The sequence below is a fragment of the Candidatus Thiodictyon syntrophicum genome (genome assembly GCF_002813775.1).
GTDB classification, from domain to species: domain Bacteria; phylum Pseudomonadota; class Gammaproteobacteria; order Chromatiales; family Chromatiaceae; genus Thiodictyon; species Thiodictyon syntrophicum.
In genome coordinates this window covers 4891692-4918080 of the sequence record NZ_CP020370.1, presented here as the reverse complement: position 1 = coordinate 4918080, position 26389 = coordinate 4891692, and the positions used below count along the sequence as shown (strand labels likewise).

Here is a 26389-nt window from a genome sequence, read left to right as displayed (position 1 = left end):
CACGCCAACCTACATGCTCGTCAGGGCTCACAGGATCACTCCGTCACGACGTATATTCGCAATCAACGCCGGATTGCTGAACCGCTCCGGGTGGTTCCATTCCTCCTCCCAAAGCGGAATCGGATCGATCAGAACACCGGTTTCCAGCATCACGTCGAAGGCAATCCCGGCCATTGCCACCGCTGCATCGGCCCGAGCACCCGGCACCCCACGCAGCAGCACCGCAATGTCCGCGTCGCTGTCGCTGTCCCCGTCGTGCCTGGCCCGGCTGCCGAACAGCAGCGCCCCAGTCAAGTCATAGTGATTACTGACGAACTTCAGGAACAGGCGAGCGGTACGTTCGGTCTCGGTATCCATGTCGTCTCCGGGGATGTAGCAGTTATCTTCTCGCTTCATTTCGTTCCCACGCCTCGAGGCTGGGCCAGTCTTCGCTGCGGCCTCTGCATGGCCCGGATGGACCGCAGCGAGATCCGGGGGGGCATCCTCGCAGAAAAATTATATATCAATATTGCAGCGGTAACCTGGATTCCGCTGGGCTCCATCCAGGCTACGGCTGCGGCCTAACTTCTCGTGTCATTTCCGAAGTAGGGGAGTTTGTACTTTCTCGAGTGCTCTGAGAAATCGACAGAGCAGCTAATCTCAGCTGGGTGAGGTAAGCTCTGAACTTTGACGCGACGACTAGGAAACTCCAATAATACCTTGCCGATCTCGGGATTCACTGTGTCCTGTGTATATTTTACAAGCGGAACAGGTTTCGAGAGTTCATCCGGGAAAAATTGCAGCGGTAACAGCGATGTTGCCTTTAATACTCTGCTAACTAAATGGTTTCTCTGCGGTTTAGGAGGCTGGGTAAACGAACTCTGCTCAATCTGTTTGTTCAATGCGGAATGCAATGCGCGAGCGAGGAAGAACATGTGGATAATATGATACGGGATGTCGCGGTTCAGGGATATCGCGACATTTGCCCCACTGTGGATGTCCGGATTCGGGCCGATCATCTCTTCATTAATCGGTCCCTCTAAGAAGTAACCTGGTGTGAAGAAACCAATGGTGTGAAAATGCAATATTCGTAACGGGCAATGGCGGTGCTTGATGTAGTTGACGATCTTATTTACATGGCCGCGATAGGGCTCAATCGCGTGGCAAAACTGACGTCGCTTCTTGACTGCATCTTTTTCGCTGTTCCCCCTTGCGACGTGGTAAACGATGCTCTCGCACGCTTCGATATGCTGTGCAACCGCATCAAGTACATGGTCGATAGCGAGAGCTAAGTTGGTCTGCCAGTCGTTTCCTTTGCTGGAGAGGTATAGGCATTCGTCTGTAATCAACGATTTTTGCGTCAGCAGTGCGTCAATCGTCTTCCAGACTTCGGACGACGATGTATTATAGATGTCCGCTGGATGCCTTAACCCCGCGTCAAGAAAGTTGTTTCGCCCCGAAGGCAATTTGCGCAGAAGTTCAATCGTTCGCGGCTCAAAAAAATCTTCATCGGAGCAAAAGAAGTACTTCATCTTTGTTGTTCCCGAACGGTTGTCGCTTCCCACTGCCGCGTGGAAATACGCCCGTGGCCAGATCATTCGCGACGCTAAAGCGTTTGCACTTACTCCGACGTCTGAGCGTGGGAGCAAGCGCAAGTTTACGCCAAGGCTCCTTCCTGTTGAAGCGCTCCGCGATGCCTTTCAGGTTGGGGCTGTCCCCGGTCCACTGCGGGAGATTTCTCTATGCGTCTGCGTAAGAAATTCCCGTCCCGACTTTTCGCCGCTGCGGGCCTTGCGGATGGCCCCGCGTACCGGTCCGTCCGCGAGGTCATCGATCTGCGCAGTGGCCTTGATCATGGTTCTGGCCGCGATCCTGACCGGTTCCGAATTTTCTTGACAAGATTAACAAGATTTACAAGATTAAATAAGGAATAACATCTTGTAAATCTTGTAAATCTTGTAAATCTTGTCAAATTGTCTTGGTTTCGCACTCGCCGTGCGGGGCCTTGATCATAGTTCCGGCCGTAGGGTGGACAAGCGATAGCGCCGTCCACCGAACCCCGCGCCGACTCAATCACTGCATAGTCCGCCATTGTTCAAACAAGTAGTCGTAGGAATGCTGCATAAAGTGCAAATCTTCATCGTTCCAAGCAAAGCCCCAAAACGGCTCCATATATTCATCAAAGAATTCTTCTGCTGACCGAACATGCAACGGGAAGGTGGTGTCTTCGCAAATAGTCTCAATCGTCTTAAGATAGGTCTCCTGATCGTTCTTGTTGCCAACTCGCTGTTGTGCCAGCAATTTTGACCGCTCAATAACCCACTTGCGGAAAGAACCGGCCCAAAGGCTCAATCTCTTCTTAACTGGTGTCTTGTGCATATACAGAAAAAGCCCGGTTTCATCGGGCGAATGCCAAGACCATTCATCGTAGTTGAAGGCATATAAGCCAAGATTGCCTGCTGCTTCAAGGATGACAGTATTTTTTCCCGCTATTGCTCTCAAGTAGGGCATCGACACCCGTGAAGTGCAGATTGCGATATAACTGCCCGAGGACAACCTAACGAGATGGAAGAAGTTGATTATATGGTCATCGTGCGGCAGTTGAAAACGCTGGTTCTTGATGGCCATAATTGCGATCTCTGAATTCTTATCGCAATGGTAGAGGTCGAGCCCAAGATAATCCTTTTTTACAATATCCGGGGGCAATTTATGTTCGGGAGTACCCAATTGGAGTGATCTGGCGAACAGTTCTGCAAATTGGTTCTTCAATTGATGAATTTCATCAGATTTTGACCTCTTCCGGGCGAAAGCAGCAAGGTCTTGCTTGGCGAGCGCAGCAAGAAGCATTTCCTTCAAGTCATAGATATCTCTGGGGATTGTCACTCCGTGCATAGCGGGAATAATGGCTTGTTCCGTTGACGGTTCCAACAGGACAGCGACAATCTTATCTATTTCTTCTGGCGGAACACTGAACCACTCTTTTGACGGCCCAGACAATTTATCCTTGAAGTAGAATTTAATCACTCCCTCAATTCTTTTGGCCTCCTCAATGGAACATTCATAGGCTTTATAGGTGCTGAAGTTCGGATTGTGTGTGCTGTAGGCAGAAAGCCTCTTGTCCAGGCTAATTGTGCAACCAATTTTCGTGTTTGCCCCATCTGTTAGAATGTAGATGTTTCCAGACATAGTGAAGTATTTCTCTAGTGATCAAGCTTTCATCTTCGACACGAATAATATGAGAATTCTATTCGCGCAAGGAAAAGGACGGTACGATTTTGCTTGACGTTTTCATGTGTTGCCTATCCGTCTGGGCGATGCAGTGTTCTCAACATAATTTGATATCCGCTTCACTGAAGAGCTTCGTTCTCAGGGTTGCCGTGACTCAGTTCGCGATTGCCGGCCTCGCGGCGCAGAGCGCCTGACACATGCGTGACACCGCAAAGCGGTGTCACGAGTGCACCCGCATAAACCTCTTCTCTTGGCGTGCTTGGCGCTTTGGCGTGAGACCTCTTCCTACTGACAGGACTCACACTCCGGATCGAGTATAGAACAAACCTGCGGCGCCGCCCCGTTCCCCTTCCCCTTGTCCAGGAGGTTATAGCTCCCCCCCACCGCACTCAGCCGATTGGCCGCGGTCGCGTCCGCCATGGTGGACTTCTCCACATGGGTCGCCCCCATGGAGCGCAGGTAATAGGTGGTCTTGAGCCCCCGCACCCAGGCGAGTTTGTAGAGGTTGTCGAGCTTCTTGCCATTCGGCTCGCTCATATAGAGGTTGAGGCTCTGCGCCTGGTCGAGCCACTTCTGGCGGCGGCTGCCGGCCTCGATCAGCCAGCGGGGGTCGACCTCGAAGGCGGTGGCGTAGAGCGCCTTCAACTCCTCCGGGACGCGGTCGATGGGTTGCACCGAGCCGTCGAAATACTTCAGATCATTGACCATGACGGCGTCCCACAGGCCCAGTTCCTTGAGATCCGCGACCAGGTAGGGGTTGACGACGGTGAACTCGCCGGAGAGGTTGGATTTGACGAAAAGGTTCTGATAGGTGGGCTCGATGGATTGACTCACCCCGACGATGTTGCTGATGGTGGCGGTGGGGGCGATGGCCATGGTGTTGGAGTTGCGCATGCCGACCGTTTGGACGCGGGTGCGCAGGGTGGCCCAATCGAGCGTGCCGCCGGTGTCCATCTGGAGATAGCCGCCGCGGCCCTCGGCCAGGAGCGCGATGCTGTCGATAGGGAGTATACCGCGGCTCCACAGGCTGCCAGGGAAGCTCGGATAGCGCCCGCGCTCCTCGGCCAAGTCCGAACTCGCCTGAATGGCGTAGTAGCTCAGGTATTCCATGCTGGTGTCGGCGAATTGGACCGCCTCCTGGCTGCCGTAGGCAATGCGCAGCTTATAGAGTGCATCCTGGAAGCCCATGATGCCGAGCCCGACCGGACGGTGGCGCAGGTTGGACTTGCGCGCCTGGGGGACGTTGTAGAAGTTGTAGTCGATGACGTTGTCGAGCATCCGCATGGCGGTGCTCACGGTGCGCTGCAGGCGCTTGGTATCGAGCCCCTTGTCGGTGACATGCGCGGCCAGGTTCACCGAGCCCAGGTTGCAGACGGCGATCTCCTGGTCATTGGTGTGCAGGGTAATCTCAGTACAGAGATTACTGGAATGCACAGTGCCGACGTGCTGGTTGGTATAGCGCAGATTGCAGGGGTCCTTGAAGGCGATCCAGGGGTGCCCGGTCTCGAACAACATGGCGAGCATCTTGCGCCACAGGTCGACGGCCTTGAGGCGCTTGCTGACCTTCATCTCGCCGCGCTCGGCGCGCGCCTCATAGGCGAGATAGGCCGCCTCGAAGGGCTGCCCCATGAGGTCGTGCAGGTCGGGGGTCTCGTCCGGCGAGAAGAGGGTCCAGTGCGCCTCCTCGGCCACCCGCTTCATAAAAAGGTCCGGCACCCAGTTGGCGGTATTCATGTCATGGGTGCGGCGGCGGTCGTCACCGGTGTTCTTGCGCAGATCGAGGAATTCCTCGATGTCGACGTGCCAGGTCTCTAAATATCCACAGACGGCGCCACGCCGCTTTCCTCCCTGATTCACTGCGACTGCCGTGTCATTGGCGACTTTCATGAATGGGACGACGCCCTGGCTGCGTCCATTGGTCCCCTTGATATGCGCCCCCATCCCGCGCACCCGCGTCCAGTCATTGCCGAGTCCGCCGGCGAACTTGGACAGCAGGGCGTTGTCCTTGATGGCGCTGTAGATGCCGTCCAGGTCGTCCGGGACCGAGGTGAGGAAGCAGGAACTCAACTGGGGCCGCAGGGTGCCGGCGTTGAAGAGGGTGGGGGTGGACGACATGAAGTCGAAGCTGGAGAGCAGTTCATAGAATTCGATCGCCCGCTCTTCGCGGTCGATCTCGTTGATGGCGAGCCCCATGGCGACACGCATGAAGAAGGCCTGGGGCAACTCGAAGCGGATGCCCTCGGCGGTGTGGATGAAATAGCGGTCATAGAGGGTCTGAAGCCCGAGATAGCTGAAGTCGAGATCACGCTCGGGCTTGAGTGCGGCGCCCAGGCGGTGGAGGTCGAAGCGGGCGAGTTGGCGGTCGAGCAGCTCGAGATCACCAGCGCGGCGCACATAGGCGCCGAAGTAGTCGCCGTAGCGTTCGGTGAGGTCCGCCTGGGTCTCCACACCTTGCGCCAGGTCCAGATAGCCCAGGGCCTCGCGCCGCATCAGGTCGAGCAGGAGCCGGGCGGCGACCTGACTGTAGGCGGGGTCGCGCTCGATCATGGCGCGGGCGGACATCACCAATGCCTGGCCCACGTCGGCCTCGCGCACGCCGTCGAAGAGGTTGCGGGTGGTGTCGGTGAGGATGGCGGCGGCGTCCACCGCAGCGAGTCCCTGGGCGGCCTCGGCCACCAGGCGGCCCAGGCGCTCCAGGTCGAGCGGGCGGATGCTGCCGTCGGCCAGGGTGACGGTGAGTGTGACCGGTGCCGGCTGCACGCTGTCGGTGGCGGCCTTGTGGGCGCGCTCGCGGGCGCGCTCGTCGCGGTAGAGCACATAGTCGCGGGCGACCTTGTGCTCCCCGGCGCGCATCAGGGCGAGTTCCACCTGGTCTTGGATGTCCTCGATGTGGACGGTGCCGCCGCCGGGCAGGCGGCGGGTGAGGGCGGCGACCACCTGCCCGGTCAGTTCATGCACGCGGTCGTGGACGCGGCTGGAGGCGGCGGCGTTGCCGCCCTCTACGGCGAGGAAGGCCTTGGTGAGGGCGACCATGATCTTGTTGGGGTCGAAGTGGGTGACCTTGCCGTTGCGGCGGATGACCTGGACCCGTCCCGGCGTGAGGGCGGTGAGCTCGGCGCCGGTGGGTTGGCTCGCGGCTGCCGGTGTCGCAGGGCGCGCGGTGGCGCCGCGCGTGGGTGGGGACGCCTGGGACTGGTCTGGTGCGGACATGCTAGCTCCTGATCGGGCCTTGAATTGCGGGTGCTCCGGCGGGCGCCCGGTGCGGGGTCGACAGGTGTCGACGCAGGCGGGGGCAAGACGCAATATATACGCTGGCGACGATCAGTCAACTACTATATGTTGTGTGTAAGGGGGCGCCGGTTCTCGACTGTGGTGACCCGCTGCGAGGCCCGGCCCGGTGCGCCCGCTCCGGCGCGCGGGCGCGCGCCCCGAGCCGGGTGCAGTGTGCTGCACGCGTCTCGCGGGCCAGGGGATGCGGTGGTTGGGGAGCGAAAGGCGCAAGCGCAGCGCCGCCGGGCGAGCCGGGCGCTGCCTCAAGCGCTGCCGGCGACGACGGTATGCAGTCCGCCGCTCAGCGCGCCTCGACCATGAAATACGCCGGTGGGTCGTCGCGGATCTTGTCGATCGACGCCGAGTAGGCGCGGGTCTCGCCGGGCTGTAATTGTTCGTGGTCGGTCGGCGTGGTGGCGGCCTCGCGCGTCACCCGGGCCATGCCGGTCTGGAGCCCCTTGCGATCGAACAGCAGGATGGTCACGGCCGGGATGACCGGTGTCACGTCGGTGTTCTTGAGCACGATGTAGTAGGCGAGGCGCTTGCCGGCTCCCACCCCGGCCTCGGAGAAGCTCAGCTTCTTGACTTGTTTCGTATTGATCTCGTAGAGTTTTTCAACTTCCAGGTTGGTGACGCCGGGGATGCGCTGTTTCAGCAGTGCCCCTAGTTCGACCTCTTGGGCGGCGACCAGTTGTTTGGTCTGGGTCAGTTCGCCCTGGGCGCGGTTGAGCTCGCTCGCCAGGGTCCCCTTCTCCATGGCGTGGGTGGCGACCTTGGCCCTGGCCTGAATCAGCAGCATCGACAGCACGACGGCCGCGACGGTTGCCGCGAGGGCGAGCCCGCGCGCCGCCCACACGTGGCGCCGGAGTTTGTTGCGACTGCTGTCGCTGCTGCTGACATGCGCCGAATTGCCGTCGCGGTGGCCACTGCGGTGCGACCTGGAACCGCGGCGGGACGAGCGACTGCCGCGCGCGCTGTCGCCGCGACGTTCGGGCTCGCCAGTCGCGGTCGTGGCCGCTGTTTGGTCGGCGACGACCGCAAGCGTCGGCTCGCTTGGCGGGTCGCTGACCTGGGCCGAGCCGGTGGTGGGTGTCGGCTCGTTGCTGCTTTCCATAATTTTTCTACTTGAAACCCCAAGCATTAATATTATTTAGCATACCTCAGCACGGAAGATCGAGGCAAACCATGGGCCCGGCGTGCCGAGCGTGCGTCGCGTCGGCGCGATGGGCTCGCTATACTTCGCAAACTCCCGCAGGCCCGGCCATGCCCGGGCATACCAAGACGGGGCCACGAGTCCGTTCAGGAGCACTTCACCGATGAATGTCAGAAACGCAATGAGCCGTTCGGTGCGCGCCGTCACCCCCGGCACCAAGATCATGGAGGTTGCCTCCCTGATGTGCCTCTACCGCTTCCATGGGCTGCCGGTGGTGGACGATGCGGGGCGCTTGATCGGGGTGATCTCCGAGAAGGACGTCTTGCACAGTCTGTTTCCGACCATGGACCACTTGGTCTCCGAGGGTATGCACTCGGTGGACCTGGACCGCCAGATGGGCCGTTACGGCGAGGTGCTGGAACTCCATGTCGAAGACCTGATGGCGCACGAGCCGATCTCGGTCGATGTGGATATGCACCTGTTGCGCGCCGCCACCGTCATGGTCCGGCACAACTTTCGGCGGATTCCGGTGGTCGAGAACGGGCTCCTGGTGGGCATGCTGAGCCTGGGTGACGTTCACAAGGCGATTTTCCATGCCAACATCAGTGGGAGTCTGAAGAGCAGTTGAACACCCCTTCCCAGGCCCCTGCCCAGCTTGAGGCCCGGGTCGCGTTGCGCGGCGCGGCAAGGGTCCGGGGGCGCGCGGCAGCGGGCCTGGACACCGCCGTGCGCTGCGTCCCCGCCGGTGACACGCTGTTCGCCAAGGACCAATAGCATGTGGTATCGCTGGTGCGGTGACGACCTGGAGGTGACCTTGCGGGTGCAGCCCCGCGCCACTCAGGATGCCTTTGTGGAGGATCAGGGCGACAGCTACCGGGTGCGCCTCCAGGCCCCGCCGGTCGACGGCAAGGCGAATGAGGCCCTGCGACGGTTCCTTGGCCGGGCGTTCGGCGTACCCCAGTCCCAGGTTGCGTTCCTGAGCGGCGAGCAGTCTCGTCGCAAGCGACTGGTGATCCGTTCGCCCCGACGTTTTCCCGTGCCGATCGCGCCTCCGGCCGCGTGACCCTTGCCGCGGGTTCGGCGACGCGGCGGGGGCGGCGGAGGAGCCGGGAAAGCGGTTCTTGCCCAGCCTGGACTTGCGACGATCAGACGGTCTGGCGATCCGGTCCCAGCGGCTACTCAACCCTCAAGGTGCTTTGGGTGATGCAAACCCCGGCAGTACAACGGCGGCTCACCACCTACCAGCAATGGAAGACGCGGGTCGCGCGCGCCGTGGCCGAGCTGGAGACGTGGCTGGAAGAGCACCGGCGCGCGACCCCGCGCGCCCGGGAGCAACTGCACGCCGCGCTGGACGCCCTGGCTGGTGATCGTCTTACGGTCGCGTTCGTCGCTGAGTCCACCGCAGACAAGACCGAGTTGATCAACGCGATCTTCTTCTCCGATTTGGCAGGGGGGCTCCTGCCCTGCGTGGCGGGGCGCACCTGTCGGTGCCCGATCGAACTGCTATGGGACGCCGAGCGTAACGAGGCGTATTTGCGCCTGTTGCCGGTGGAAACGCGCGCCCAGGAAACCTCGCTTGCGCAGTTCAAGTCCAACCCCAAGCAGTGGGTCCACTACCCGCTGAATCTGCAGGGTTCGGAGCAGGTAGCGGGTACCTTGAAAGAGATCCTTCAGACTAAGCAGGTTTCCATGGCGGAGGCGGCACGCCTGGGGCTGTCCAGTGCCGGTCTGACCCCCGAGGGGCAGCCGACGACGGAGATGGTGGAGATACCCAAGTGGCGTCATGCCATTGTCAGCTTTCCGCACCCCCTGCTCAAACAGGGTCTGGTGATCCTCGATACCCCCGGGGTCAACGCGCTGGGTAACGAACCCGAGTTGACCATCAGCATGCTGCCCGCGGCCCAAGCGGTGCTGTTCGTGCTGTCGGCCGACACGGGCGTGACGCGTAGCGACCTGGAAATTTGGCAGCACCACCTCAAGGGCTTCCAGACCGGCCGTCAGCGGGCCATGCTGGTCGCCCTGAACCAGAGTGACGTGCGCCGGGACGGACCGCGCGACGGCGCCGACCCCACTGCCGTGACCGCTGCCCAACGCCGTAACACCGCCCTGGCGCTGGGGATCAGCGAGGATGTGGTCTTCCTGGTCGCGGCCCAGCAGGCCCGCGCGGCTAAGGGCCGCTCGGACGAGGCCATGCTGCGGCGCAGCGCCCTGCCGGCCCTGGAGCGGCACCTGGCCACCAAGATGCTCGAGACCAAGCACCAGTTCTTGATCGATGCGATCGACGCCGGCGTGGGCCAGGTCTTGGACCGTAACCGCAATCGGGTCGCCTCACGCATTACGCGCGTCAAGTCCCAGTTGGAGGAGCTCGAACAACTGCGCGATAAGAGTCAGGACGTGATTGCCCAGTTGCTGGAGCGGACCCGGCGCGAACAGGAGCACTATCTCAAAGGCGTCCAGCAGTTCCAGCAGCGACGCGAGGAGTTGCTCACGCAGACCCGGCACTGCCGTCGGCTGCTGGAGAGCGAGAGCATCGAGGCCATGGTCGAGCGTGCCCATGGTGAACTGGTGCGCAGTTGGACCACCGCCGGTCTCACCCGCGCGATGAAGGGGCTGTTCGACGAGTTGCGCCGCGCCATGCAGACGGTGGCGACCGAGAGTGAGCGCATCCGCAAGCTGGTGCGCGAAATCTATCAGGTGTTCCGCGAGGACTTCGAGTTCGATCTGGCCACGCCCAAGGTCTTCGTCCCGATGAAGTACCGGGTGGAAATCGAGTTGCTGTATCAGGAGGTGGAGGCGTTCCGGCGCAGCCCCGGTATGGCCCTGTCCGGACAGAGGATGGTGATCCGGCGTTTCCATCAACAGATGGTGAGCCGCGCCCAGGTCCTGTTCGACCAACTGCGGGTCGCCTATGACGGTTGGATTCGCGATACCCTGGCGCCCCTGGCGGAAGAGATCCAGGAGCACAAGCTGATGATGGAGAAGCGGCTCGAGAATCTCCAGCGGATCGGCCGCTCGAAGGACGCGGTGCAGAAGCGCATCGACGACATGCAGGCGCAGTACCTGGGCTTTGCCCAGGAATTGACGGCCCTGCGCAACATCCACAACGCCTTGCACTATGATCCCTTGACCGAGCAGGATGCGCCCCAGAAGCCGCGGTTGGTCGCCGGTTGACGGGGCGCTTGCACGGGAGGGGGCCAAGTGCCGGGCCGGCGGCGCCTGGTGTGCGCACCGAGTCAGGAGAAGATCCAATGTTCAAGCCGATGGCCCTCGCGGCCTGTGTGGGCGCTGCCCTACTCCAAGGCGTCCAAGCGGTGGTCGCCGAGAGCACCCGGGCGGGTGCTTTTACGATCCAGTATAACGCCTTTACTGCCGATACCCTGACCCCGGAGATCGCCCGAGCGAACGCGATCCAACGCAGCAAGGGTCTCGGCGTGTTGAATGTAAGCGTGATCAAAGACCGGCCCGGAGCCGCCGGCACCTCGGTCAAGGCTTTGGTGGATGTGGACCTGGTCAACGACAAGTCACCCAAAGGCCCGGTCGCCATGCACGAGGTCGAGGCCAGCGGCGCCGTCTCTTACCTGGGGCAATTTCCGATCGCCGACGGGCAGGAACTCGACTTTGAGATCCGTGTCCGCCCCGCCGGTGCCGCCGAAACCACCACCCTGCGACTACGCCAGGAGTTCTTCACCGAATCACCGTGAACGCCCCGCCAATCGCCTTATTTCTTGAACAACTTGAGAAATCGCCCAGCGGGCGATTTCTCAAGTGAGCTGCCAGAGGGCCTGGACACCGAAGCCGACGACCATGAGGCCGGCCGCCTGCCGCCACCGGTGGTGCCCTGCCAGGCGGGCGGCGGCGCCCGCCAGCAGCCCGATGCCGAGCAGGTTCGGCAAGGTCCCGGCGCCAAAGGCGAGCATCAGGAGGGCGCCGCGGCCGGGATCACCGGTCGACACCGCCGTGATCAACACGCTGTAGACCAGCCCGCAGGGTACCCAGGCCCAGATCAGGCCGATCGCGACCGCCTGCGGTACCCGCCTGACCGGCAAGAAGCGGCGCGTGAGCGGCGCGAGGCGACGCCAGAGGCGCAGTCCCAGGCGCTCGACGTACGCCAGCTGCTGCCCCCAACCGCCCAGATAGAGTCCGAGCAGGACCATGACCACCCCGGCCAGGGCGTAGAGGGTGCGCTGCGCGAGCTGGAGCGAGTCCAGTTGCAGCAGAGCCGCGCCCAGGCCGCCGGCGAGCGCCCCGGCGAGCGCATAGCCCGCAACCCGTCCGAGGTTATAGCCCGCCTGCAGCGGCAGCAGCCGCCAGGGGTCGCGGCGCCGCCGCGGGTCCAGACCCAGGGTCAATGAGCTGACCAGCCCGCCGCACATGGTCAGGCAATGCACGCCGCCCAGCAGGCCGACTAAGAAGGCGGTGACATAGGGTGCCTGGGCGATCACTGGGTGGGCCTGCGGCGCCGGGTCAGCGCGATGCGTTGCAAGGGGTTTGCGGCGGTCGGGGACTGCCGCCGGTCGGTGTTACCGGGGGCCGCGGCGGCGCCCGGTGACACCGACCGGGCCGGTGGTGCGAGTCCGTGTCGCCAGGTAGGAACGGGGTTCCCGATCTTGGTTTGAAGGTCGGTGTATCATACTTAACAGTTTCACAACCGTTGCGTGATTATGCAAGCCTACCAGCGTGAGTTCCTTCGCTTCGCGGCCGCCGCCGGGGTCCTGCGCTTCGGTGATTTCACCCTGAAATCCGGTCGGCACAGTCCCTATTTTTTCAACGCGGGCCGGTTCGATACCGGTGTGCGCCTGGCACGTCTGGCCGACGCCTACGCCCGCCGGATCATCGACTGCGGGCTTGCCTTCGACGTGCTCTACGGCCCGGCCTACAAGGGCATCCCGCTGGCGGCGGCCACCAGTATCGCGCTCGCGCGCGACACCGGGCGGGATTTGGCGTACGCCTTCAATCGCAAGGAGGCGAAGGATCACGGGGAGGGCGGCGTGATTGTCGGGCGCCCACTGGCTGGGCGGGTGCTGATTATCGATGACGTGATTACCGCCGGTACCTCGGTGCGGGAGTCGATGGAGGTGATCCGTGCCGCCGGCGCCGAACCCGTGGGCGTGGTGATCGCCCTGGATCGTCTGGAGCGTGGTGCCGGGAAGGGGTCCGCCGTGGCCGAGGTTCAGGAACTCTACGGCGTTCCCGTGTTCAGCATTGTTACGCTGGATCACTTGATCGACTGTTTGGGTGATTTCGCGATCGATGACGCGTCGCGTGCCGCGGTAAGGACCTACCGGGCCTGCTATGGGGTCTAACTGAGAACTATGTGCCTCCCGCTCGACGCCAAGGCGCCAACTCAGCTGCTGGTCTGCGCCCTGCGGCCGTCCATCACGCGTCGCGTCCCGCGGCTGTCGGTCAGGCTCTTGGCTGTGGCCGGGATCAGCTTGTGGTGCGTGCTGTTTTCGGCAGTGGGCGGTAGCAACGCCGCCAAGATGTTCCGGTGGGTCGACGAGAACGGGGTGGTCCACTACACCGATCAGATCCCGCCGAATCAAGTTGACAAGGGACACGCCGAACTGACCAATCAGGGTTTGCGGGTTGAGGTGGTGCCGCCGGCCCAGACCATCGAGGAAATCCAGCGTGAACGGGAGTTGGAGCGTCTGCGCGCCCAGCAGGAGCGTCTGGTCGATCAACAGAAGGCGGCCGATCGGGTGCTCCTGCGGACCTTTCGTTCGGTGGACGATCTGTTGATGGCCCGGGATGGGAAACTCGCGGCGATCGATGTCGTGATTCAGGTCGCTCGCGGCAACATTCGTCGTCAACAGGAGTGGCTGCGCAATCTGCGTACCGAGGCTGCCGACATGGAGCGCGCGGGCAAATCGGTCCCCCAGCATGTCACCGAGGGCATCGGCAAGAGCGAGCGCTATATCCGCGAGTCTTACGCGACGATCGTCGATCGTGAGCAGCAGAAAGAGGGGGTCAGGGCCGACTTTGACCGTGATCTGAAGCGCTTCCGTCAGTTGAAAGACATCCCTGAGGATAAGGCAGAGCGGCCCAAGGAGCCGTCCCGGCTCGCCTTGCGCAACCTGGTGACCTGCGAGAGCAGTGCCCAATGCGACCAGTATTGGGCACTGGCCGTCGCCTATGCCAAGGCCCACGCGACGACCGCGATCCAGACCCTGGGTGCCAATATTCTGATCACCGCGCCCCCGGAGACCCGCGACGATCTGAGTCTTACCCTCTCCCGCATCCAGGAAAAGGACGGGGCGGCGGCTTCGATCTTCCTGGATTTGCAATGCAAGAACCCGGCGTCCAATGACACCGGTTGCGGTGACGAGCGCGCCCTGAAGGTCTTGAGTGCCTTCCATGACGCGGTGACCGCGCCCCCGGCGCCCCCTCCGGTCCCCGCGGGGCCTGTGGGTCCACCTAAGTAACGAGTCAAGAACGAATTTACCCAGAAAGAGTTCTTGGCCGCAAATGAACGCAAATAAGCGCAAATAAATCTGCTGGTTAGCATCGTCGCCAGCGTCACCCGGACGGCGTACATGCAGTAAAGGCTGCGTCTCTGACTATTTGCGTTAATTTGCGTTCATTTGCGGCTAAACTGCTCTTTCCGGGATCAACGGCGCCGGATCAGGGTGCCGACCCCCTCGTCGGTGAACAGATCCAGCATTACCGCATGTTCGACCCGCCCGTCGATAATATGGGCGCTTTTCACGCCACCCTGGACGGCATCGACCGCGCATTGGATCTTGGGCAGCATCCCGCCGGTGATGACGCCCGCCCGGATCAACTCCTCGACCCGCCCCACGTCCAGTTCCGGAATCAGCTTCCCGTCCGCATCCAGCAGTCCCGGGGTATTGGTCAGCAGCAGGAGTTTCTCCGCCTTCAGGACCTCGGCCACCTTGCCGGCGACCAGATCCGCATTGATGTTGTAAGAGCGGCCATCGACACCCACCCCGATCGGGGCGATGACCGGGATGAAATTACCCCGTACCAGCAGATCGACCACCGCGACATCGATGCTCTCGACTTCGCCGACATGGCCCAGATCGATGATCTCGGGCTCCTTCAACTCCGGTGCATCGCGGCGCAGGAGCAGTTTACGGGCGTGGATCAGGTCGCCGTCCTTGCCGGTCAGCCCTACCGCGGACCCGCCATGCCGATTGATCAGGCTGACGATCTCCTTGTTGACCAGCCCGCCCAGGACCATCTCCACCACGTCCATGGTTTCCGCATCGGTGACCCGCAGACCCTGCACGAACTCGCTCACCTTGCCCAGGCGCTTGAGCAAGGAGCCGATCTGCGGTCCGCCGCCATGCACCACCACCGGGTTGACCCCCACCAGCTTCATCAGGACCACATCGCGGGCAAAGCCCTGCTTGAGGCCCTGGTCCACCATGGCGTTACCGCCATACTTGATCACGATCGTCTTACCGCTGAAGCGGCGGATATAGGGCAGGGCCTCAATGAGGACATGCGCGATGGTTTGTGCACGTTCGACTGGCAGGGACATGTTGGGGTACCGCGGCAGGCTGGGTTGGGTTGGTGCGGCCGTTCGTATGCCGACACCGGTCGAAGGGTGAAGGGTACCGAAAAAGCGGCAAGTTTGCGCTGATCTGTTGTGTTTGATCAGAAATGATACTAAAATTAGCGGTGTAACGATTGGTCGACGAGCCGCCATCGGTTTGAACAGGAGCCAATCGGGGAAGGCGCGGGATGGCTCCGCGCCTTTCACGTTTACTGCCTACGGAAGATCAGCAGACCTTTCAGTGACATTATCCTGATCAAGTAATGCGAATGTCGTCCATCGTTTGCTCCACATGCCCGGCCTGGCTGCCGGCCGCTACGGGGTAGCTGAACGCCCTATGTCACGCCCCTTCAGGGCTGGGATTACTGATCTGCCTATCCCAGGGCGTTGCCCTGGGCTGGTATGTTACGCCCCGTTGGGGCTCGGACAGCCGCGGATGCGAGGTCCAGACCAGTCTCCCCGAAACTTGGCGCCGATCCTCATCCATGCTTCTTCAATTACAGTTCTGAGAAATCGCCCCGAGGGCGATTTCTCAGAAAGGCATGGTCAGACCGCGCGCCGCCTTCTCCATCAGCCGCCGGAACAGCGCCTGAATCTTCTCCAACGCCTCCGCGTCATCGCCCTCGAAGCGGAAGGTCAGTTTCGGCTCGGTGTTGGAGGCGCGCACCACGCCGAAGCCGTGGTCGAATTCGGCGCGCAGGCCATCGATCCGGATCACGTCGACCCCTTCGAGTCGGCTCGCCAACTGCATCACCGCGCGCATGATGCGGGCCGGCTCGCCCTCGGCCAGCGGCAGTGCCAGTTCCGGGGTGGCGAGCCCGCCGGGCAGCGCGCCGAAGATCTCACTGCTCGGTCGCGGATCCAGTGACAGGACCTCCAGCAGGCGCACCCCGGCATAGATCGCGTCGTCGAAGCCGAACCAGCGCTCCCGGTAGACGAAGTGGCCGCTGAGCTCGCCCGCGATCAGGGCCGTGCTCTCACGCAGCTTGGCCTTGAGCGAGGCATGTCCACAGCGCCACATGATCGGTCGCCCACCCGCGTGACGGATCTCGTCGGCCAGGTGGCGGGAACATTTGACATCGAAAATGACGTCGGTGCCCGGGTGGCGGGATAAGACATCTGCGGCGAGGAGCATCAGGACCCGATCCGCGGCGATGAAGCGGCCCAGGGAGTCGACCACGCCCAGGCGGTCGCCGTCGCTATCGAAGGCGAGGCCCAGGTCCGCCTCCTGGTTGACCACCAGGTCCCCGAGGTCGCGTGTGTATTCGGGGGCCGCCGGGTCCGAGCGGCGCTCAGGCAGGCCGGACTCCAGATCGCAGTTGAGTTCAATCACGTCGGAGCCCAGGGCACGGTACAGCATTGGGGCTACTTTTGACGCCGTGGCGTTGCCGCAGTCGATGACCACTTTGAGACTGCGGGCCAGGGCCACGTCCCGCTCAATGTAGTCGCAGTAACTCGGGATGATGTCCGCCGTTTGATAGCCGCCGCGGCCGGTGGCGACCGCCCCCACCAGGATGCGCTGCCGTAGCCCCTGGAGTTCATCGGACTGTGCGCTCGCGCCGTGGAGAACCACCTTGACGCCATTATAGTCGCTGGGGTTATGGCTGGCAGTGACCATCGCGCCGCTGCTGACGGTCGGTTGGCAGCAGGCAAAATAGACCAGCGGGGTGGGGACCAGGCCCAGGTCCGTCACGTCCGCTCCGGCGGACCGGATGCCGTCCATCAGCGCGGCGGCGAGGGCGGGGCTCGTGGTCCGGCAGTCGTGCCCGATCATCAGGTCGCGGTCGCCGCGCTCCAGGGCCTCGCTGCCGATCGCCTGGCCGATGGCGTGCATGGCCTCGCTGGTCAACTGGTCTGCAACCAGGCCGCGGATGTCATTGGCGCGAAAGACCTCGGCGGGAATCTCGGCAAGCGGGTTGCCATAGGACTCTAGCCCCGCCGCGAGCGCCTCCAGGGGGCTTTGCGCCGGGGTGGCGGCGGCAGCAGTGGCCTCTTCAAGCGGTTCAGAACAGGGGTCGAGGCTCTCCGGCAGGTCGATCTCCGCCACCTCAATGCTCGATGCACTCAGCGCCGAGGTCGGGCTCGGGCTGTCGTCCAGGGCCGCGGAGGCACTCGCCGACTCCTGCGCTTCGATCAGCACCGGGGGCACGGTGCTGCTGCGTAACGGGGCGCGGGTCGGCTGCAGGCCGCGCAAGAGGGCGAGGGTCTCCTGATGGGCGTCCTGGACCTCGCTGATCCGCGAGCGGATGCGCCGCAGTGGGCGGCGGTGCACGGCGTCCTCAATGAGGATCGTGAAGCCCTTGCAGTCCAGGAGCAAGGCCCGGCGTTGGGCGGCATAGCCGAGCATCAGCACGCCGCCGATGCTGCCCAGCAGCACCAGGTACAGGGCTCCCACCGCTCCCAGCAGCCAGGGGTCCAGGCCGCTGGAACTGTCCAGCCAGGCGGCGACGCGCAGGCGGGTGCCGACAATCGGGGCGGAGTGGTCAGGCGGCCTGGTGGGTGCGGCGGCGCCGCCCAAGTTGGCCGCGGTCTCCCCCACCACTTGCTGGTAGAGGACCAGGCCATGCCCCGTGGCGGCTTTGAGCGCGCTCGGCAGCAGCGTCATCGGCAGGGCCCCATGGACCACCCCGACCGTGCGCTCCCCGGATTCGTCGAGTACCGGTATTGCCATGGCCAGATGCATATCCGGTTGGCCCACCTTGTGGACCTCGATCAGGGTCGCGGCGCGGTCTTGGGCCGCCTTGCGGGCCAAGTCCAGCCCCGCGTAGCTCATGAACGGGATACCCTCGACTGAACTGGTCTGTTCCGGCGCGAACAGGTGGATGCTGAGCGCCCCCGGCAGGGTCCGCAGCAACGCCTCCTCCTCGTGACGCAGGGCCTCGGGGTCGCCGGCCTTGCGGAAGGCGGCGCGCAGGTTCGGTTCGGTCCGCCAGGTGTCGACCTGACTGCGGATGCGTGCCATCGCCGCCGTCACCTGCTCGGCCAGTGCCTGCGTTGCCTTCTCCAGGTCAAGCCGGTCGCTTGCGCTCTCGCGGGCGACCCACAGGTACAGCAGCAGGCCGACAACCAGTAGCAATACCAGGGCGATGCCGACAAAGCTCTGGATCCAGAATCCCTTGAGTCCGGAGGTATGATCGCCTTCGGCGGCCTTACGCCGTGTGTCTTCGCTCCGTCCAGATGCCATGCCGTGCCTCCTCACCGCGCGACTGAATGGTGTCGATGTCGAAACAGCCCCCGGATCCGCCGGGGCCCGTTCATTTGAGTCCCGTGTGACCAAACCCGCCAGCCCCCCGCGCCGACGCGGCGAAGTCAGTGACCAGGGCCAATTGGGCATGGAGCACCGGGACCAGGACCAGTTGGGCAATCCGCTCGCCGACCGCGACCAGGTAGGGTTCGGCGCTCCGGTTCCAGCAGGACACCAGCAGTTGCCCCTGATAGTCCGCGTCGATCAACCCGACCAGGTTGCCCAGTACGATCCCGTGGCGGTGCCCCAGTCCGGAGCGCGGCAGGATCAGACCAGCCACCCCCGGGGCCGCGATATGGATCGCCATGCCGGTAGGGATCAACTCGCAGGCGCCCGGCTGCAGTGCCAGCGGGAGATCGATCATTGCGCGCAGGTCGAGCCCGGCGGCACCGGCGCTGGCATAGTGGGGCAGAGCAAACTCGGTGCCCAGGCGGGGGTCCAGGATCCTGACCTCAAGGCGATGCAACATAGCGCTCGGCAATCAATTGGGCCAGTTCCCCGGCGAGCCGGGTCTTGGGCATCATGGGAAAGTCCCGCCGGCCGTCGGCCCACAGCACGATCAGCGCGTTCTCGTCGCGCTCGAAACCGCCCTGTTCGGCGCCGACCTGGTTGGCGGCGATCATGCACAGCCCTTTGGCGAGCAACTTGGTGCGCGCCTGCTCCTCCACCCGCTCGGTCTCGGCGGCAAAGCCGACCGTGAAGGGCGGGTCCGGCAACGCCGCGACCGCGGCCAGGATATCCGGGTTGCGCACCAGGTGCACGATCAGTTGCGTATCGGCCTTCTTGATCTTCTGCGCGACGGGTGCCGCGGGTCGGTAGTCGGCCACCGCCGCCGCGGCGACGAACAGGTCCGCCGCGCCGACGCGCCCCAGCACCGCGGCGTGCATCTCGGCGGCCGTCTCCACGTCGATGCGCGCGACCCCTGCCGGGGTGGGCAGGGCCGTCGGGCCGCTGACCAGGGTCACGACGGCACCCAAGCCCGCCAGGGCCGCGGCCACCGCATAGCCCATGCGTCCGGAACTGCGGTTGCCCAGATAGCGTACCGGGTCCAGGGGCTCCCGGGTGGGGCCCGCCGTGACCAGCGCCCGGACCCCCGCGAGCGGACCCGGGCCGGGTGCGCTCCGCGGATCGGTGCCCGTCTCGGCACCGGCCGCAGACCGGTCGGCGAGCAAGGCCTCGACGATCTGCGTGGGCTCCAGCATACGCCCGGGGCCCAGGTCGCCGCACGCCTGACTACCCTGTGCCGGGCCCAGAATACGCACGCCACGGCCGCGCAGGCGCGCCAGGTTCTCCTGGGTCGCGGGATGACGCCACATCTGTTGATTCATGGCCGGGGCCAGGTACAGCGGGGCCGAGGTGGCGAGCACCAGGGTGGTCGGCAGGTCGTCCGCCAGGCCGGCGGCGAGGCGGGCGATCAGGTCCGCGGTGGCGGGTGCCATCAGCACCAGGTCCGCCCAGCGGGCCAGTTCGATGTGGCCCATGCCGGCCTCGGCCGCCGGATCGAGCAGGCCGGTGCCCACCGGGTGGCCCGAGAGTGCCTGGAAGGTCAGCGGGCTGACGAAGGCGGTGGCCGCGGCCGTCATCACCACCCGGACCGCGCAGCCGCGCTCACGCAGGCGGCGCACCAGGTCCGCCGCCTTGTAGGCAGCGATCCCGCCGCTGACGCCGAGCAAAACCTGCACGTCGGGTAGTGGAGCCATCGCGGATGTGACTTGGGCCTTGGGCTGGAACTGGCCGAAAGTGTACCCGATTCAACCTTGCCTCGTCGCGATCCGCCCCCGCGTTGCGCACGCGTGCCCGCTACCGCCGCAGAGTCTGTCCGGATTTGGCCTGAGGTTGGGTGAGCAGTTCGCAGTTTTTGTGAAGCGGCTCGCCGGTCTGAGGCAGAATCGCGCTAAGGTTGGCTGGTACCACACAGGCGGAGGCGCCATGGCGATTACCGATTGGCCCGCGGACGAGCGCCCGCGGGAGAAACTCCTGGACCAGGGCGCCGCGTCCCTGTCCAACGCCGAATTGCTGGCCATCTTCCTGCGCACCGGGATCCCGGGCAAGAGCGCGGTCGATCTGGCACGGGACCTCCTCACGACCTTCGACGGGCTGCCTGGCCTGATGGCAGCGCACGAGCGGCGATTCTGTGCCGTCAAGGGTTTGGGCCGGGCCAAGTACGCCCAGCTCCAGGCGGTCCTGGAGCTCAGTCGCCGCTATCTGCTGACCCGCGTCGCCGACCAGGACGTCCTGACCAGTCCGGAGGCGACCCGTGACTTTCTGAAACTCAAGCTCTACGGGTTGCCCCACGAGGTCTTTGCCTGCCTGTTCCTGGACAATCGCCACCGGGTGATCCGCTACGAGGAGCTGTTTCAGGGCACGATCGACGGCTCGAGTGTCCACCCCCGCGAGGTGGTGCGCCGGGTGATCGAGACCAATGCCGCCGCGGTGATCTTCGCCCACAACCACCCATCCGGGGTGGCGGAGCCCAGCCAGGCGGACCTGCGCATTACGCAGCGGCTCAAGGACGCGCTCGCCCTCATTGAGGTGCGGGTGCTCGATCACCTCATCATCGGCGAAGGGCCGGGGACCTCGCTGGCGGAGCGGGGGCTCCTGTGACACAGGAGCCGGGGCGTCCCGTCCCAGTGCTCTACGGCGCCGCCGCTTGCGTCCCGCCCGAGGCCCGTGGTAGCCTTCCGCTTCTTTTTTGGGCCCCCATGCGTTGCCGGTCCCAGCCATTTTATCTTTCTCGTAAGGATCTCTGCCATGTCTCGGGTATGTCAGGTCACCGGTAAGGGGCCGATGAGCGGCCACAATGTGTCGCACGCGAACAACAAGACCAAGCGCCGTTTTCTGCCCAATCTGCACTATCACAGGTATTGGGTCGAAAGCGAAAAGCGCTGGGTGCGGCTGCGCCTGTCCACCAGCGGGATGCGGCTGATCGATAAGCAAGGCATCGACATGGTCATCCGCGACCTGCGTGCCCGTGGTCAACAGGTTTAAGGGGAAGGTCCATGGCCAAGGCAGCACGTGAAAAGATTCGGCTCAATTCCAGCGCCGGCACCGGTCACTTCTATACGACCACCAAGAACAAGCGCAATCAGCCGGGGAAGATGGAGATCAAGAAGTTCGATCCCGTCGTCCGCCAGCACGTCATGTACAAGGAAGGCAAGATCAAGTAGTGCCCCGGTGCACCGAAAAAAAGCCCGCAGTAGCGGGCTTTTTTTTTTGTTTTCTCGCTTTTTTTGCAGTCCTCCGGGTTGGGTCGGGATGTGCGCTTCGCGGTATTGGTAACGAGTCAAGAACAAGCTACAAGCTAAACACAAGCATTGTCGTTGTCGTTGTCGTAATCGTAATCGAATTCGTAGAAGCGATGCACTTTGGGGTGCGAAAGCATCCGTGCCGCTACGATAACCCGACAACGACAACGACAACGACAACGACAACGACAACGACGGTATCCCTGGTGTACCTTGTTTGTGACTCGTTACTTAGGGTCCCAGCACCTGGCCGATGAGGGCCCGGATCGCCGGGTTCTCGAGCAGGCGCTGGAAACGCGGGTCCGTGCGCAGTGCCTCGACATTGCCGGACATGATCATCGCCACGAACTGCGGATCGGCGAGGGCCGCCTGGATGCCCGGGTCGCTCTGCAGGCGGGTGATGGCCTCCATGGTCTGCGGGTTGTCCAGCAGTTGCTGCTGGATGGCCGCGAGGTCGACCGTCTGCGCACCGGCACCGGGGGCCGGGTTTGGTGCCGCAGCACTCGTCGCGGCGCTGGTCGGTGCCGCGGCGCCGGCGGTCGCGGGACGAATCGCGAGTACCGCGGACTCGGGTATCGTAACCTCGCCCAGGGTCGCGCTGCGGACCCGGTAGACACCATTGCCGACCCCGACCAGGTCGGCGCTGATGACGCTGCCGTCGCGCAACTCGATGCGGCTCTCGGCGGCGACGACCAGGCCCGGACTCAGGCCGAGTGCCAGGCACAGCGGCGCCAACCGTGCGTGCGCGCGACGCGGGCGCCACGGGTCGGTGCCGTGGGGGGCGGGTTGATGGGTCATGAAGGGCCTCGCTGGGTCTGTCTTGTGGCGGTGCTCAGGCCGGGGAGCGCGGTTGTTGCGCTGGGCTTGTCGTCGCGGGGAGTGTAGGCCGTTTTTCGATTGTGCGAACTGCCAACCAGACACAAGGCGCGTGCTCACCCATGTGTCATGCTGAAGCTCAACGACCTACCGCAAAGAACCGAACCTAAAGATGCTGCACCAGAATCGTGAACTGTTCCTCGCCGGGGTCGCGCGCGTGGTCGCCGAGCTCTGCGACAAGTCCGGCGCCGCGTTCCGGCATGGCGCCTTGCGCCATCGCCTGGACGGGCTGATCGATGAGTTCCTGCTGGAATCCCAGCCGATCACCGGGACTCACGCGACCATCGTGCTGGCCGATATCCGCGGCTTTACGGCGCTGACCGAAACCCTGCCCGCGGTGACCGTCATCGGTCTGCTGAACCGCTACTTCTCGGTGATGGGGCGGGTGATCAAGCGTCACGGGGGCGTCATCGACAAGTTCATGGGCGACTCGGTGATGGCGCTCTTCGGCGCCCCCGAGCGCCGCCCGGATGACCTGCTGCACGCCCTGGCCTGCGCGGTGGAGATGCAGCACGCCATGGTGGAATTCAACCTGGAGTCGGTGGCGCGCGGGGAGCCCCGGCTCTATGTAGGCATCGCGGTCAACACCGGGGAGGTGATGGCGGGCAGTTTCGGCTCCCGTCAGCACAGCGAGTACACCGTGATCGGCGACACCGTGAATGTGGTTGCGCGCATGGAGTCCTTCAGCCTGCGCGGTCAGGTCCTCCTCAGTGAGTCGTGCCACGCCGCGGCGCGTGACCACATCGAGGTCGGCGCGGTCAATGAGGTACGGGTCAAGGGCAAATCGGCGCCCGTGGTCCTCTATGAACTGCACTGCGTGAACTACCCGCGACGCCTGGTGGTGCCGCAGGTGGAGGTGCGCCGCTCGCCGCGGGTGCGGGTCGACTTTCCCGTGGAACTGCGGCGGCTCGTCGGTAAGCACATAGTCGCGGAGCCGCTGTCGGGGCGGGCGCTGGATCTCGGTTACCACGGCTTCCTGGTCGAACTCCCGTTCGCCTTGGGGCGCGGTACCGATCTGGTGGTGGATCTCGCGCCGAGCCTCCACGGGGAGTCGCTGGGCGATCTCTACGCCAAGGTGGTGCGGGCGCAGGCCGGTGCGGACGGCGTTCAGACCAGCCTGCAATTCACCAACATCGACACCCCGGCCCACCTCCAGGTCAAGCGGTATGTGGACGCGGTGTTGTGGGGGCGGTAGGGTACCGCGGGTAGCTCAGTATCGAGTCAAGAGCAAGTTAAACACAACGACAACAACGCGACAAGCAGTCCCTAACGGACTTGTTTGGCTTATCAGTCAGCCGTTCCTCGCCAACGCGGGTTCAACAAATCCGCGGCAACTGCTCCCCCGCCAGCCAATCGACGATGCGGCTGCCGCCGAAGGCGGTTTCCATCTGCACGAAGCGGTGGGGGTCGGCCACTACCTCGCCAATCAGGCTGGCCGCTGCACCCAGGGGATGCGCACGCATGACGGCCAGCAGTTCGGCCGCCCGGGCCGCCGGGCAGATGGCGATCAGCTTGCCCTCGTTGGCGACATAGAGCGGGTCGAGCCCCAGGAGTTCGCACGCGGCGGCCACGGCCGGGTGGACCGGGATGGCGGACTCGCGGATGCGCATCCCCACCCCGGACTGGTGGGCCAGCTCATTGAGCGTGGTGGCCAGCCCGCCGCGGGTGGGGTCGCGCAGGCAGTGCAGATCCGGCACCGCGGCCACCATTGCTGCCACCAGACCGTGCAGGGCGGCGGTGTCGGACGCGATCTTCACCTCGAATCCAAGGTTTTCACGCCGTGACAGGACGGCGACCCCGTGGTCCCCCAGGCTGCCGCTGACCAGGATGGCGTCGCCGGGGCGGGCCAGGTCACCGGAGATGGTGACACCCGCCGGGACCACGCCGACCCCGGTGGTGGTGATGAAGACGCCGTCCCCCTTGCCGCGCTCCACGACCTTGGTGTCCCCGGTGACGACCGGTACGCCGGCCGCGTTGGCGGCAGCGGCCATGCTGACGACGATGCGCACCAGGTCCTGGAGCGCAAAGCCCTCTTCCAGGATGAAGCCGGCGGCCAGATAGAGGGGCCGGGCGCCGGCCATGGCCACATCGTTGATGGTGCCGTGGACCGACAGGCAGCCGATGTCCCCGCCGGGGAAGAAGAGCGGTGAGACCACATGCCCGTCGGTGCTCATCACCAGCCGCCCCGGGGGCGGGGTGAACAGGGCCTGGTCGTTGCCCTGGCGCAGCAGGTCATTGTCCAGGTGGGCCTGGAAGACCTCGGCGATGAGCTGCGCCATGGCCCGCCCCCCGGCGCCGTGGCTCATATCGACGGTGCCGTGCCGGAGGTCCAGCCGAACGGGAAAGCGGCGGTCAGTGGTCATAACGAAAGCGTCCATAGCTCCAATAGGCGGCGCAGGCGCCCTCCGAGGAGACCATACAGGAGCCCATGGGGTTGTCCGGGGTGCAGACGGTGCCGAAGAGCTTGCAGTCCGTCGGCTCCTTGACCCCGCGCAGGATGGCCGGGCACTCGCACCCCTTGACCTCCCGCACCTCACCGATCGTGACGGCAAAGCGCCGCTCCGCATCCAGGTCCGCGTAGTCGTCGGCGAGCCGCAGCGCGCTGTCCGGCAGGAAGCCGAGCCCCCGCCACTCGAAGGTCTCGCGCGGCCTGAAGACCTCCGCCATCAGGGCCTGGGCCTTGCGATTGCCCTCTGCAGTCACGGTCCTGGTGTACTGGTTCTCGACCTCGCAACGTCCCTCGTTGAGCTGGCGGATCAGCATCAGGGTGGACTGCATCACGTCCAGGGGCTCGAAGCCGGCGATGACGACGGGCTTGCCGAACAACTGCGGCACGAAGCCGTAGGGCTGGCTGCCGATGACGGTGCTGACATGGGAGGGACCCAGGATACCGTCGAGTCGGACCCCATCCGGACCGGCCGTGGCGAGGATGGTGCGCAGGGCTGGCGGCGTCAGCACATGGTTGCAGAAGATCGAGAAATTCTCGAGCCCTTCCGCCCGGGCGACCTTGGCCGCCACCGCCGTCGGCGGGGTGGTGGTCTCGAAGCCGATGGCGAAGAAGACCACTTGGCGCCCCGGGTCCTCGCGGGCGATGCGCAGGGCGTCGCTCGTTGAGTAGATCATGCGGATGTCGGCCCCCGCCGCCTTGGCCTTGAGCAGGCTCCGGCGCTCGCCGGCGGGCACCCGCATCAGGTCGGCATAGGTGCACAGGGTCACCCCATGCTGGGTGGCGAGCGTGATGGCGTGGTCGATACGCGCCATGGGCAGGACGCAGACCGGGCAGCCCGGGCCGTGGATGAAGCGCACATTGGCGGGCATCAGGTCCGCGAGGCCATAACGGAAGATGGCGTGGGTGTGGCCGCCGCAGAACTCCATCAGCCGGTACTGTCGGGTCGGGTCGGCCGCGGCGGCGATGGCCGCGGCCAGGCCCCGGGCCAGGTCCCGGTCGCGGAACTCGTCGATGTATTTCATGCCGGCCCCGCGGTGTCGGCGAGTGCCGGGGCTGGCCCGTCCTGATCGACCAGGACCCCGGCCTCACGCATCAAGGCCAGGGTCTGCTGCGCCTCCTGTGGGCTGATGCGATTCAAGGCATAGCCCACATGCATCAGGACATAGTCGCCGACGGCGGCGTCCTCGATCAGGGCAAGCGAGCAGTCCCTGGTCACGGCGCCCAAGGCGACCGTGGCCGACTGTCCGGTGGGGTCGATGGCGGTGATGCGGGCGGGGATGGCGAGGCACATGGGTACAGGTCCTGTGGGGATGCAAGTCTGGGGCTGGTGGTGGGGGGCCTTGGTCGTAAAGCCCCCAGCGTGCGGCGGTGGGGTCGTTGGTCCGCGTAGGGTCCGCTGTGTGGACCGATGGTCGCGGCACGGACC

The 26389-nt window shown here is 64.2% G+C and carries 25 protein-coding genes; 11 read left to right on the top strand and 14 right to left on the bottom strand.

What is annotated here, in order from left to right; genetic code table 11:
- Positions 1-27: 27 nt before the first annotated feature.
- From THSYN_RS20770 to THSYN_RS20750, 5 genes are all read right to left on the bottom strand, one after another.
- Positions 28-357, bottom strand: coding sequence for a nucleotidyltransferase domain-containing protein (locus THSYN_RS20770; RefSeq protein ID WP_100920810.1), 330 nt, complete (start codon positions 355-357; stop codon positions 28-30).
- Positions 358-560: 203 nt separating this feature from the next.
- Positions 561-1511: a hypothetical protein gene (locus THSYN_RS34200; RefSeq protein WP_157817824.1), complete on the bottom strand. Its 951-nt coding sequence runs from the start codon at positions 1509-1511 to the stop codon at positions 561-563.
- Between the two features lie 541 nt (positions 1512-2052).
- Positions 2053-3165 carry a GIY-YIG nuclease family protein gene (locus THSYN_RS20760; protein WP_100920808.1) on the bottom strand — a complete coding sequence of 371 codons (1113 nt, stop codon included), beginning with the start codon at positions 3163-3165 and terminating at the stop codon, positions 2053-2055.
- 327 nt (positions 3166-3492) lie between these two features.
- Positions 3493-6417 carry a ribonucleoside-diphosphate reductase subunit alpha gene (locus THSYN_RS20755; protein ID WP_100920807.1) on the bottom strand — a complete coding sequence of 975 codons (2925 nt, stop codon included), beginning with the start codon at positions 6415-6417 and terminating at the stop codon, positions 3493-3495.
- A gap of 361 nt (positions 6418-6778) precedes the next feature.
- Complete coding sequence (locus THSYN_RS20750) at positions 6779-7591, bottom strand: hypothetical protein (protein WP_100920806.1); 813 nt, start codon at positions 7589-7591, stop codon at positions 6779-6781.
- 202 nt (positions 7592-7793) lie between these two features.
- On the opposite strand from THSYN_RS20750, the gene THSYN_RS20745 reads away from it, so the two are divergent.
- The 5 genes from THSYN_RS20745 (at position 7794) to THSYN_RS20730 (ending at position 11331) form a co-directional block, all read left to right on the top strand.
- Positions 7794-8258 carry a CBS domain-containing protein gene (locus THSYN_RS20745; protein ID WP_100920805.1) on the top strand — a complete coding sequence of 155 codons (465 nt, stop codon included), beginning with the start codon at positions 7794-7796 and terminating at the stop codon, positions 8256-8258.
- Complete coding sequence (locus tag THSYN_RS34195) at positions 8255-8404, top strand: hypothetical protein (RefSeq protein WP_157817823.1); 150 nt, start codon at positions 8255-8257, stop codon at positions 8402-8404. Before THSYN_RS20745 ends, THSYN_RS34195 begins: the two co-directional genes overlap by 4 nt.
- 1 nt (position 8405) lies before the next feature.
- The gene (locus THSYN_RS20740) at positions 8406-8693 is read left to right on the top strand and encodes a DUF167 domain-containing protein (protein WP_100920804.1); all 288 of its coding nucleotides are present in this window, start codon (positions 8406-8408) and stop codon (positions 8691-8693) included.
- Between the two features lie 140 nt (positions 8694-8833).
- Positions 8834-10801: a dynamin family protein gene (locus THSYN_RS20735; protein WP_100920803.1), complete on the top strand. Its 1968-nt coding sequence runs from the start codon at positions 8834-8836 to the stop codon at positions 10799-10801.
- Positions 10802-10878: 77 nt separating this feature from the next.
- A complete protein-coding gene (locus THSYN_RS20730) occupies positions 10879-11331 on the top strand; it encodes a DUF4426 domain-containing protein (protein WP_100920802.1) in 453 nt (150 codons plus the stop codon).
- A gap of 60 nt (positions 11332-11391) precedes the next feature.
- Here THSYN_RS20730 and THSYN_RS20725 read toward each other — a convergent pair whose 3' ends face one another.
- Positions 11392-12072: a sulfite exporter TauE/SafE family protein gene (locus THSYN_RS20725; RefSeq protein WP_100920801.1), complete on the bottom strand. Its 681-nt coding sequence runs from the start codon at positions 12070-12072 to the stop codon at positions 11392-11394.
- 219 nt (positions 12073-12291) lie between these two features.
- Here THSYN_RS20725 and pyrE point away from each other — a divergent pair, with 219 nt between their 5' ends.
- Together pyrE and THSYN_RS20715 are read left to right on the top strand one after the other, a co-directional pair.
- Entirely contained in the window at positions 12292-12933 is a 642-nt protein-coding gene (gene pyrE / locus THSYN_RS20720) for an orotate phosphoribosyltransferase (RefSeq protein ID WP_100920800.1), read from the top strand.
- A gap of 138 nt (positions 12934-13071) precedes the next feature.
- Positions 13072-14052 (top strand): DUF4124 domain-containing protein, encoded by a 981-nt coding sequence (locus tag THSYN_RS20715; RefSeq protein ID WP_157817822.1) that lies wholly within the window; start codon positions 13072-13074, stop codon positions 14050-14052.
- A 185-nt stretch (positions 14053-14237) separates the two neighbouring features.
- Here the strand turns inward: THSYN_RS20715 and argB are convergent, their stop codons facing one another.
- The 4 genes from argB to coaBC form a co-directional block, all read right to left on the bottom strand.
- The gene (gene argB, locus THSYN_RS20710; RefSeq protein ID WP_100920798.1) at positions 14238-15134 is read right to left on the bottom strand and encodes an acetylglutamate kinase; all 897 of its coding nucleotides are present in this window, start codon (positions 15132-15134) and stop codon (positions 14238-14240) included.
- 547 nt (positions 15135-15681) lie between these two features.
- Positions 15682-18333, bottom strand: coding sequence for a phosphomannomutase/phosphoglucomutase (locus THSYN_RS20705; protein ID WP_236848631.1), 2652 nt, complete (start codon positions 18331-18333; stop codon positions 15682-15684).
- A gap of 70 nt (positions 18334-18403) precedes the next feature.
- Entirely contained in the window at positions 18404-18862 is a 459-nt protein-coding gene (gene dut / locus THSYN_RS20700) for a dUTP diphosphatase (protein WP_172965318.1), read from the bottom strand.
- Positions 18846-20093, bottom strand: a complete 1248-nt coding sequence (gene coaBC / locus THSYN_RS20695) for a bifunctional phosphopantothenoylcysteine decarboxylase/phosphopantothenate--cysteine ligase CoaBC (protein ID WP_100920797.1) — start codon at positions 20091-20093, stop codon at positions 18846-18848. Before coaBC ends, dut begins: the two co-directional genes overlap by 17 nt.
- A 229-nt stretch (positions 20094-20322) precedes the next feature.
- On the opposite strand from coaBC, the gene radC reads away from it, so the two are divergent.
- The 3 genes from radC (at position 20323) to rpmG (ending at position 21560) form a co-directional block, all read left to right on the top strand.
- Positions 20323-20997, top strand: coding sequence for a RadC family protein (gene radC / locus THSYN_RS20690; RefSeq protein WP_100920796.1), 675 nt, complete (start codon positions 20323-20325; stop codon positions 20995-20997).
- Between the two features lie 147 nt (positions 20998-21144).
- The gene (rpmB, locus tag THSYN_RS20685) at positions 21145-21381 is read left to right on the top strand and encodes a 50S ribosomal protein L28 (protein ID WP_100920795.1); all 237 of its coding nucleotides are present in this window, start codon (positions 21145-21147) and stop codon (positions 21379-21381) included.
- An 11-nt stretch (positions 21382-21392) separates the two neighbouring features.
- On the top strand, positions 21393-21560 hold the full coding sequence (gene rpmG, locus THSYN_RS20680; RefSeq protein WP_005222974.1) for a 50S ribosomal protein L33: 168 nt from the start codon (positions 21393-21395) through the stop codon (positions 21558-21560).
- A 309-nt stretch (positions 21561-21869) separates the two neighbouring features.
- Here rpmG and THSYN_RS20675 read toward each other — a convergent pair whose 3' ends face one another.
- Positions 21870-22436, bottom strand: coding sequence for a hypothetical protein (locus tag THSYN_RS20675; RefSeq protein WP_100920794.1), 567 nt, complete (start codon positions 22434-22436; stop codon positions 21870-21872).
- A 190-nt stretch (positions 22437-22626) separates the two neighbouring features.
- Between THSYN_RS20675 and THSYN_RS20670 the strand changes: the two genes are divergently transcribed.
- On the top strand, positions 22627-23709 hold the full coding sequence (locus THSYN_RS20670) for an adenylate/guanylate cyclase domain-containing protein (RefSeq protein ID WP_100920793.1): 1083 nt from the start codon (positions 22627-22629) through the stop codon (positions 23707-23709).
- Positions 23710-23830: 121 nt separating this feature from the next.
- On the opposite strand, the gene hypE is transcribed toward THSYN_RS20670, so the two are convergent.
- From hypE to THSYN_RS20655, 3 genes are read right to left on the bottom strand one after another with little or no spacing between them, the layout of a single operon-like run.
- Positions 23831-24877 (bottom strand): hydrogenase expression/formation protein HypE, encoded by a 1047-nt coding sequence (hypE, locus tag THSYN_RS20665; RefSeq protein ID WP_100920792.1) that lies wholly within the window; start codon positions 24875-24877, stop codon positions 23831-23833.
- Positions 24867-25985, bottom strand: a complete 1119-nt coding sequence (gene hypD / locus THSYN_RS20660) for a hydrogenase formation protein HypD (protein ID WP_100920791.1) — start codon at positions 25983-25985, stop codon at positions 24867-24869. Before hypD ends, hypE begins: the two co-directional genes overlap by 11 nt.
- Positions 25982-26254, bottom strand: coding sequence for a HypC/HybG/HupF family hydrogenase formation chaperone (locus THSYN_RS20655; protein WP_100920790.1), 273 nt, complete (start codon positions 26252-26254; stop codon positions 25982-25984). Before THSYN_RS20655 ends, hypD begins: the two co-directional genes overlap by 4 nt.
- Positions 26255-26389: the final 135 nt, after the last annotated feature.

Bases quoted from the DNA above. Each gene is read 5' to 3' on its own strand.
- rpmB (WP_100920795.1), top strand. From the start codon at position 21,145: ATGTCTCGGGTATGTCAGGTCACCGGTAAGGGGCCGATGAGCGGCCAC.
- pyrE (WP_100920800.1), top strand. From the start codon at position 12,292: ATGCAAGCCTACCAGCGTGAGTTCCTTCGCTTCGCGGCCGCCGCCGGG.
- rpmG (WP_005222974.1), top strand. From the start codon at position 21,393: ATGGCCAAGGCAGCACGTGAAAAGATTCGGCTCAATTCCAGCGCCGGC.
- THSYN_RS20670 (WP_100920793.1), top strand. From the start codon at position 22,627: ATGCTGCACCAGAATCGTGAACTGTTCCTCGCCGGGGTCGCGCGCGTG.
- THSYN_RS20770 (WP_100920810.1), bottom strand. From the start codon at position 357: ATGGATACCGAGACCGAACGTACCGCTCGCCTGTTCCTGAAGTTCGTC.
- THSYN_RS20760 (WP_100920808.1), bottom strand. From the start codon at position 3,165: ATGTCTGGAAACATCTACATTCTAACAGATGGGGCAAACACGAAAATT.
- coaBC (WP_100920797.1), bottom strand. From the start codon at position 20,093: ATGGCTCCACTACCCGACGTGCAGGTTTTGCTCGGCGTCAGCGGCGGG.
- THSYN_RS20705 (WP_236848631.1), bottom strand. From the start codon at position 18,333: ATGGCATCTGGACGGAGCGAAGACACACGGCGTAAGGCCGCCGAAGGC.
- dut (WP_172965318.1), bottom strand. From the start codon at position 18,862: ATGTTGCATCGCCTTGAGGTCAGGATCCTGGACCCCCGCCTGGGCACC.
- THSYN_RS20675 (WP_100920794.1), bottom strand. From the start codon at position 22,436: ATGACCCATCAACCCGCCCCCCACGGCACCGACCCGTGGCGCCCGCGT.
- THSYN_RS20655 (WP_100920790.1), bottom strand. From the start codon at position 26,254: ATGTGCCTCGCCATCCCCGCCCGCATCACCGCCATCGACCCCACCGGA.
- radC (WP_100920796.1), top strand. From the start codon at position 20,323: ATGGCGATTACCGATTGGCCCGCGGACGAGCGCCCGCGGGAGAAACTC.
- THSYN_RS20745 (WP_100920805.1), top strand. From the start codon at position 7,794: ATGAATGTCAGAAACGCAATGAGCCGTTCGGTGCGCGCCGTCACCCCC.
- THSYN_RS20730 (WP_100920802.1), top strand. From the start codon at position 10,879: ATGTTCAAGCCGATGGCCCTCGCGGCCTGTGTGGGCGCTGCCCTACTC.
- hypD (WP_100920791.1), bottom strand. From the start codon at position 25,985: ATGAAATACATCGACGAGTTCCGCGACCGGGACCTGGCCCGGGGCCTG.
- THSYN_RS20755 (WP_100920807.1), bottom strand. From the start codon at position 6,417: ATGTCCGCACCAGACCAGTCCCAGGCGTCCCCACCCACGCGCGGCGCC.
- THSYN_RS20740 (WP_100920804.1), top strand. From the start codon at position 8,406: ATGTGGTATCGCTGGTGCGGTGACGACCTGGAGGTGACCTTGCGGGTG.
- THSYN_RS20750 (WP_100920806.1), bottom strand. From the start codon at position 7,591: ATGGAAAGCAGCAACGAGCCGACACCCACCACCGGCTCGGCCCAGGTC.
- hypE (WP_100920792.1), bottom strand. From the start codon at position 24,877: ATGACCACTGACCGCCGCTTTCCCGTTCGGCTGGACCTCCGGCACGGC.
- THSYN_RS20735 (WP_100920803.1), top strand. From the start codon at position 8,834: ATGCAAACCCCGGCAGTACAACGGCGGCTCACCACCTACCAGCAATGG.
- THSYN_RS34200 (WP_157817824.1), bottom strand. From the start codon at position 1,511: ATGAAGTACTTCTTTTGCTCCGATGAAGATTTTTTTGAGCCGCGAACG.
- argB (WP_100920798.1), bottom strand. From the start codon at position 15,134: ATGTCCCTGCCAGTCGAACGTGCACAAACCATCGCGCATGTCCTCATT.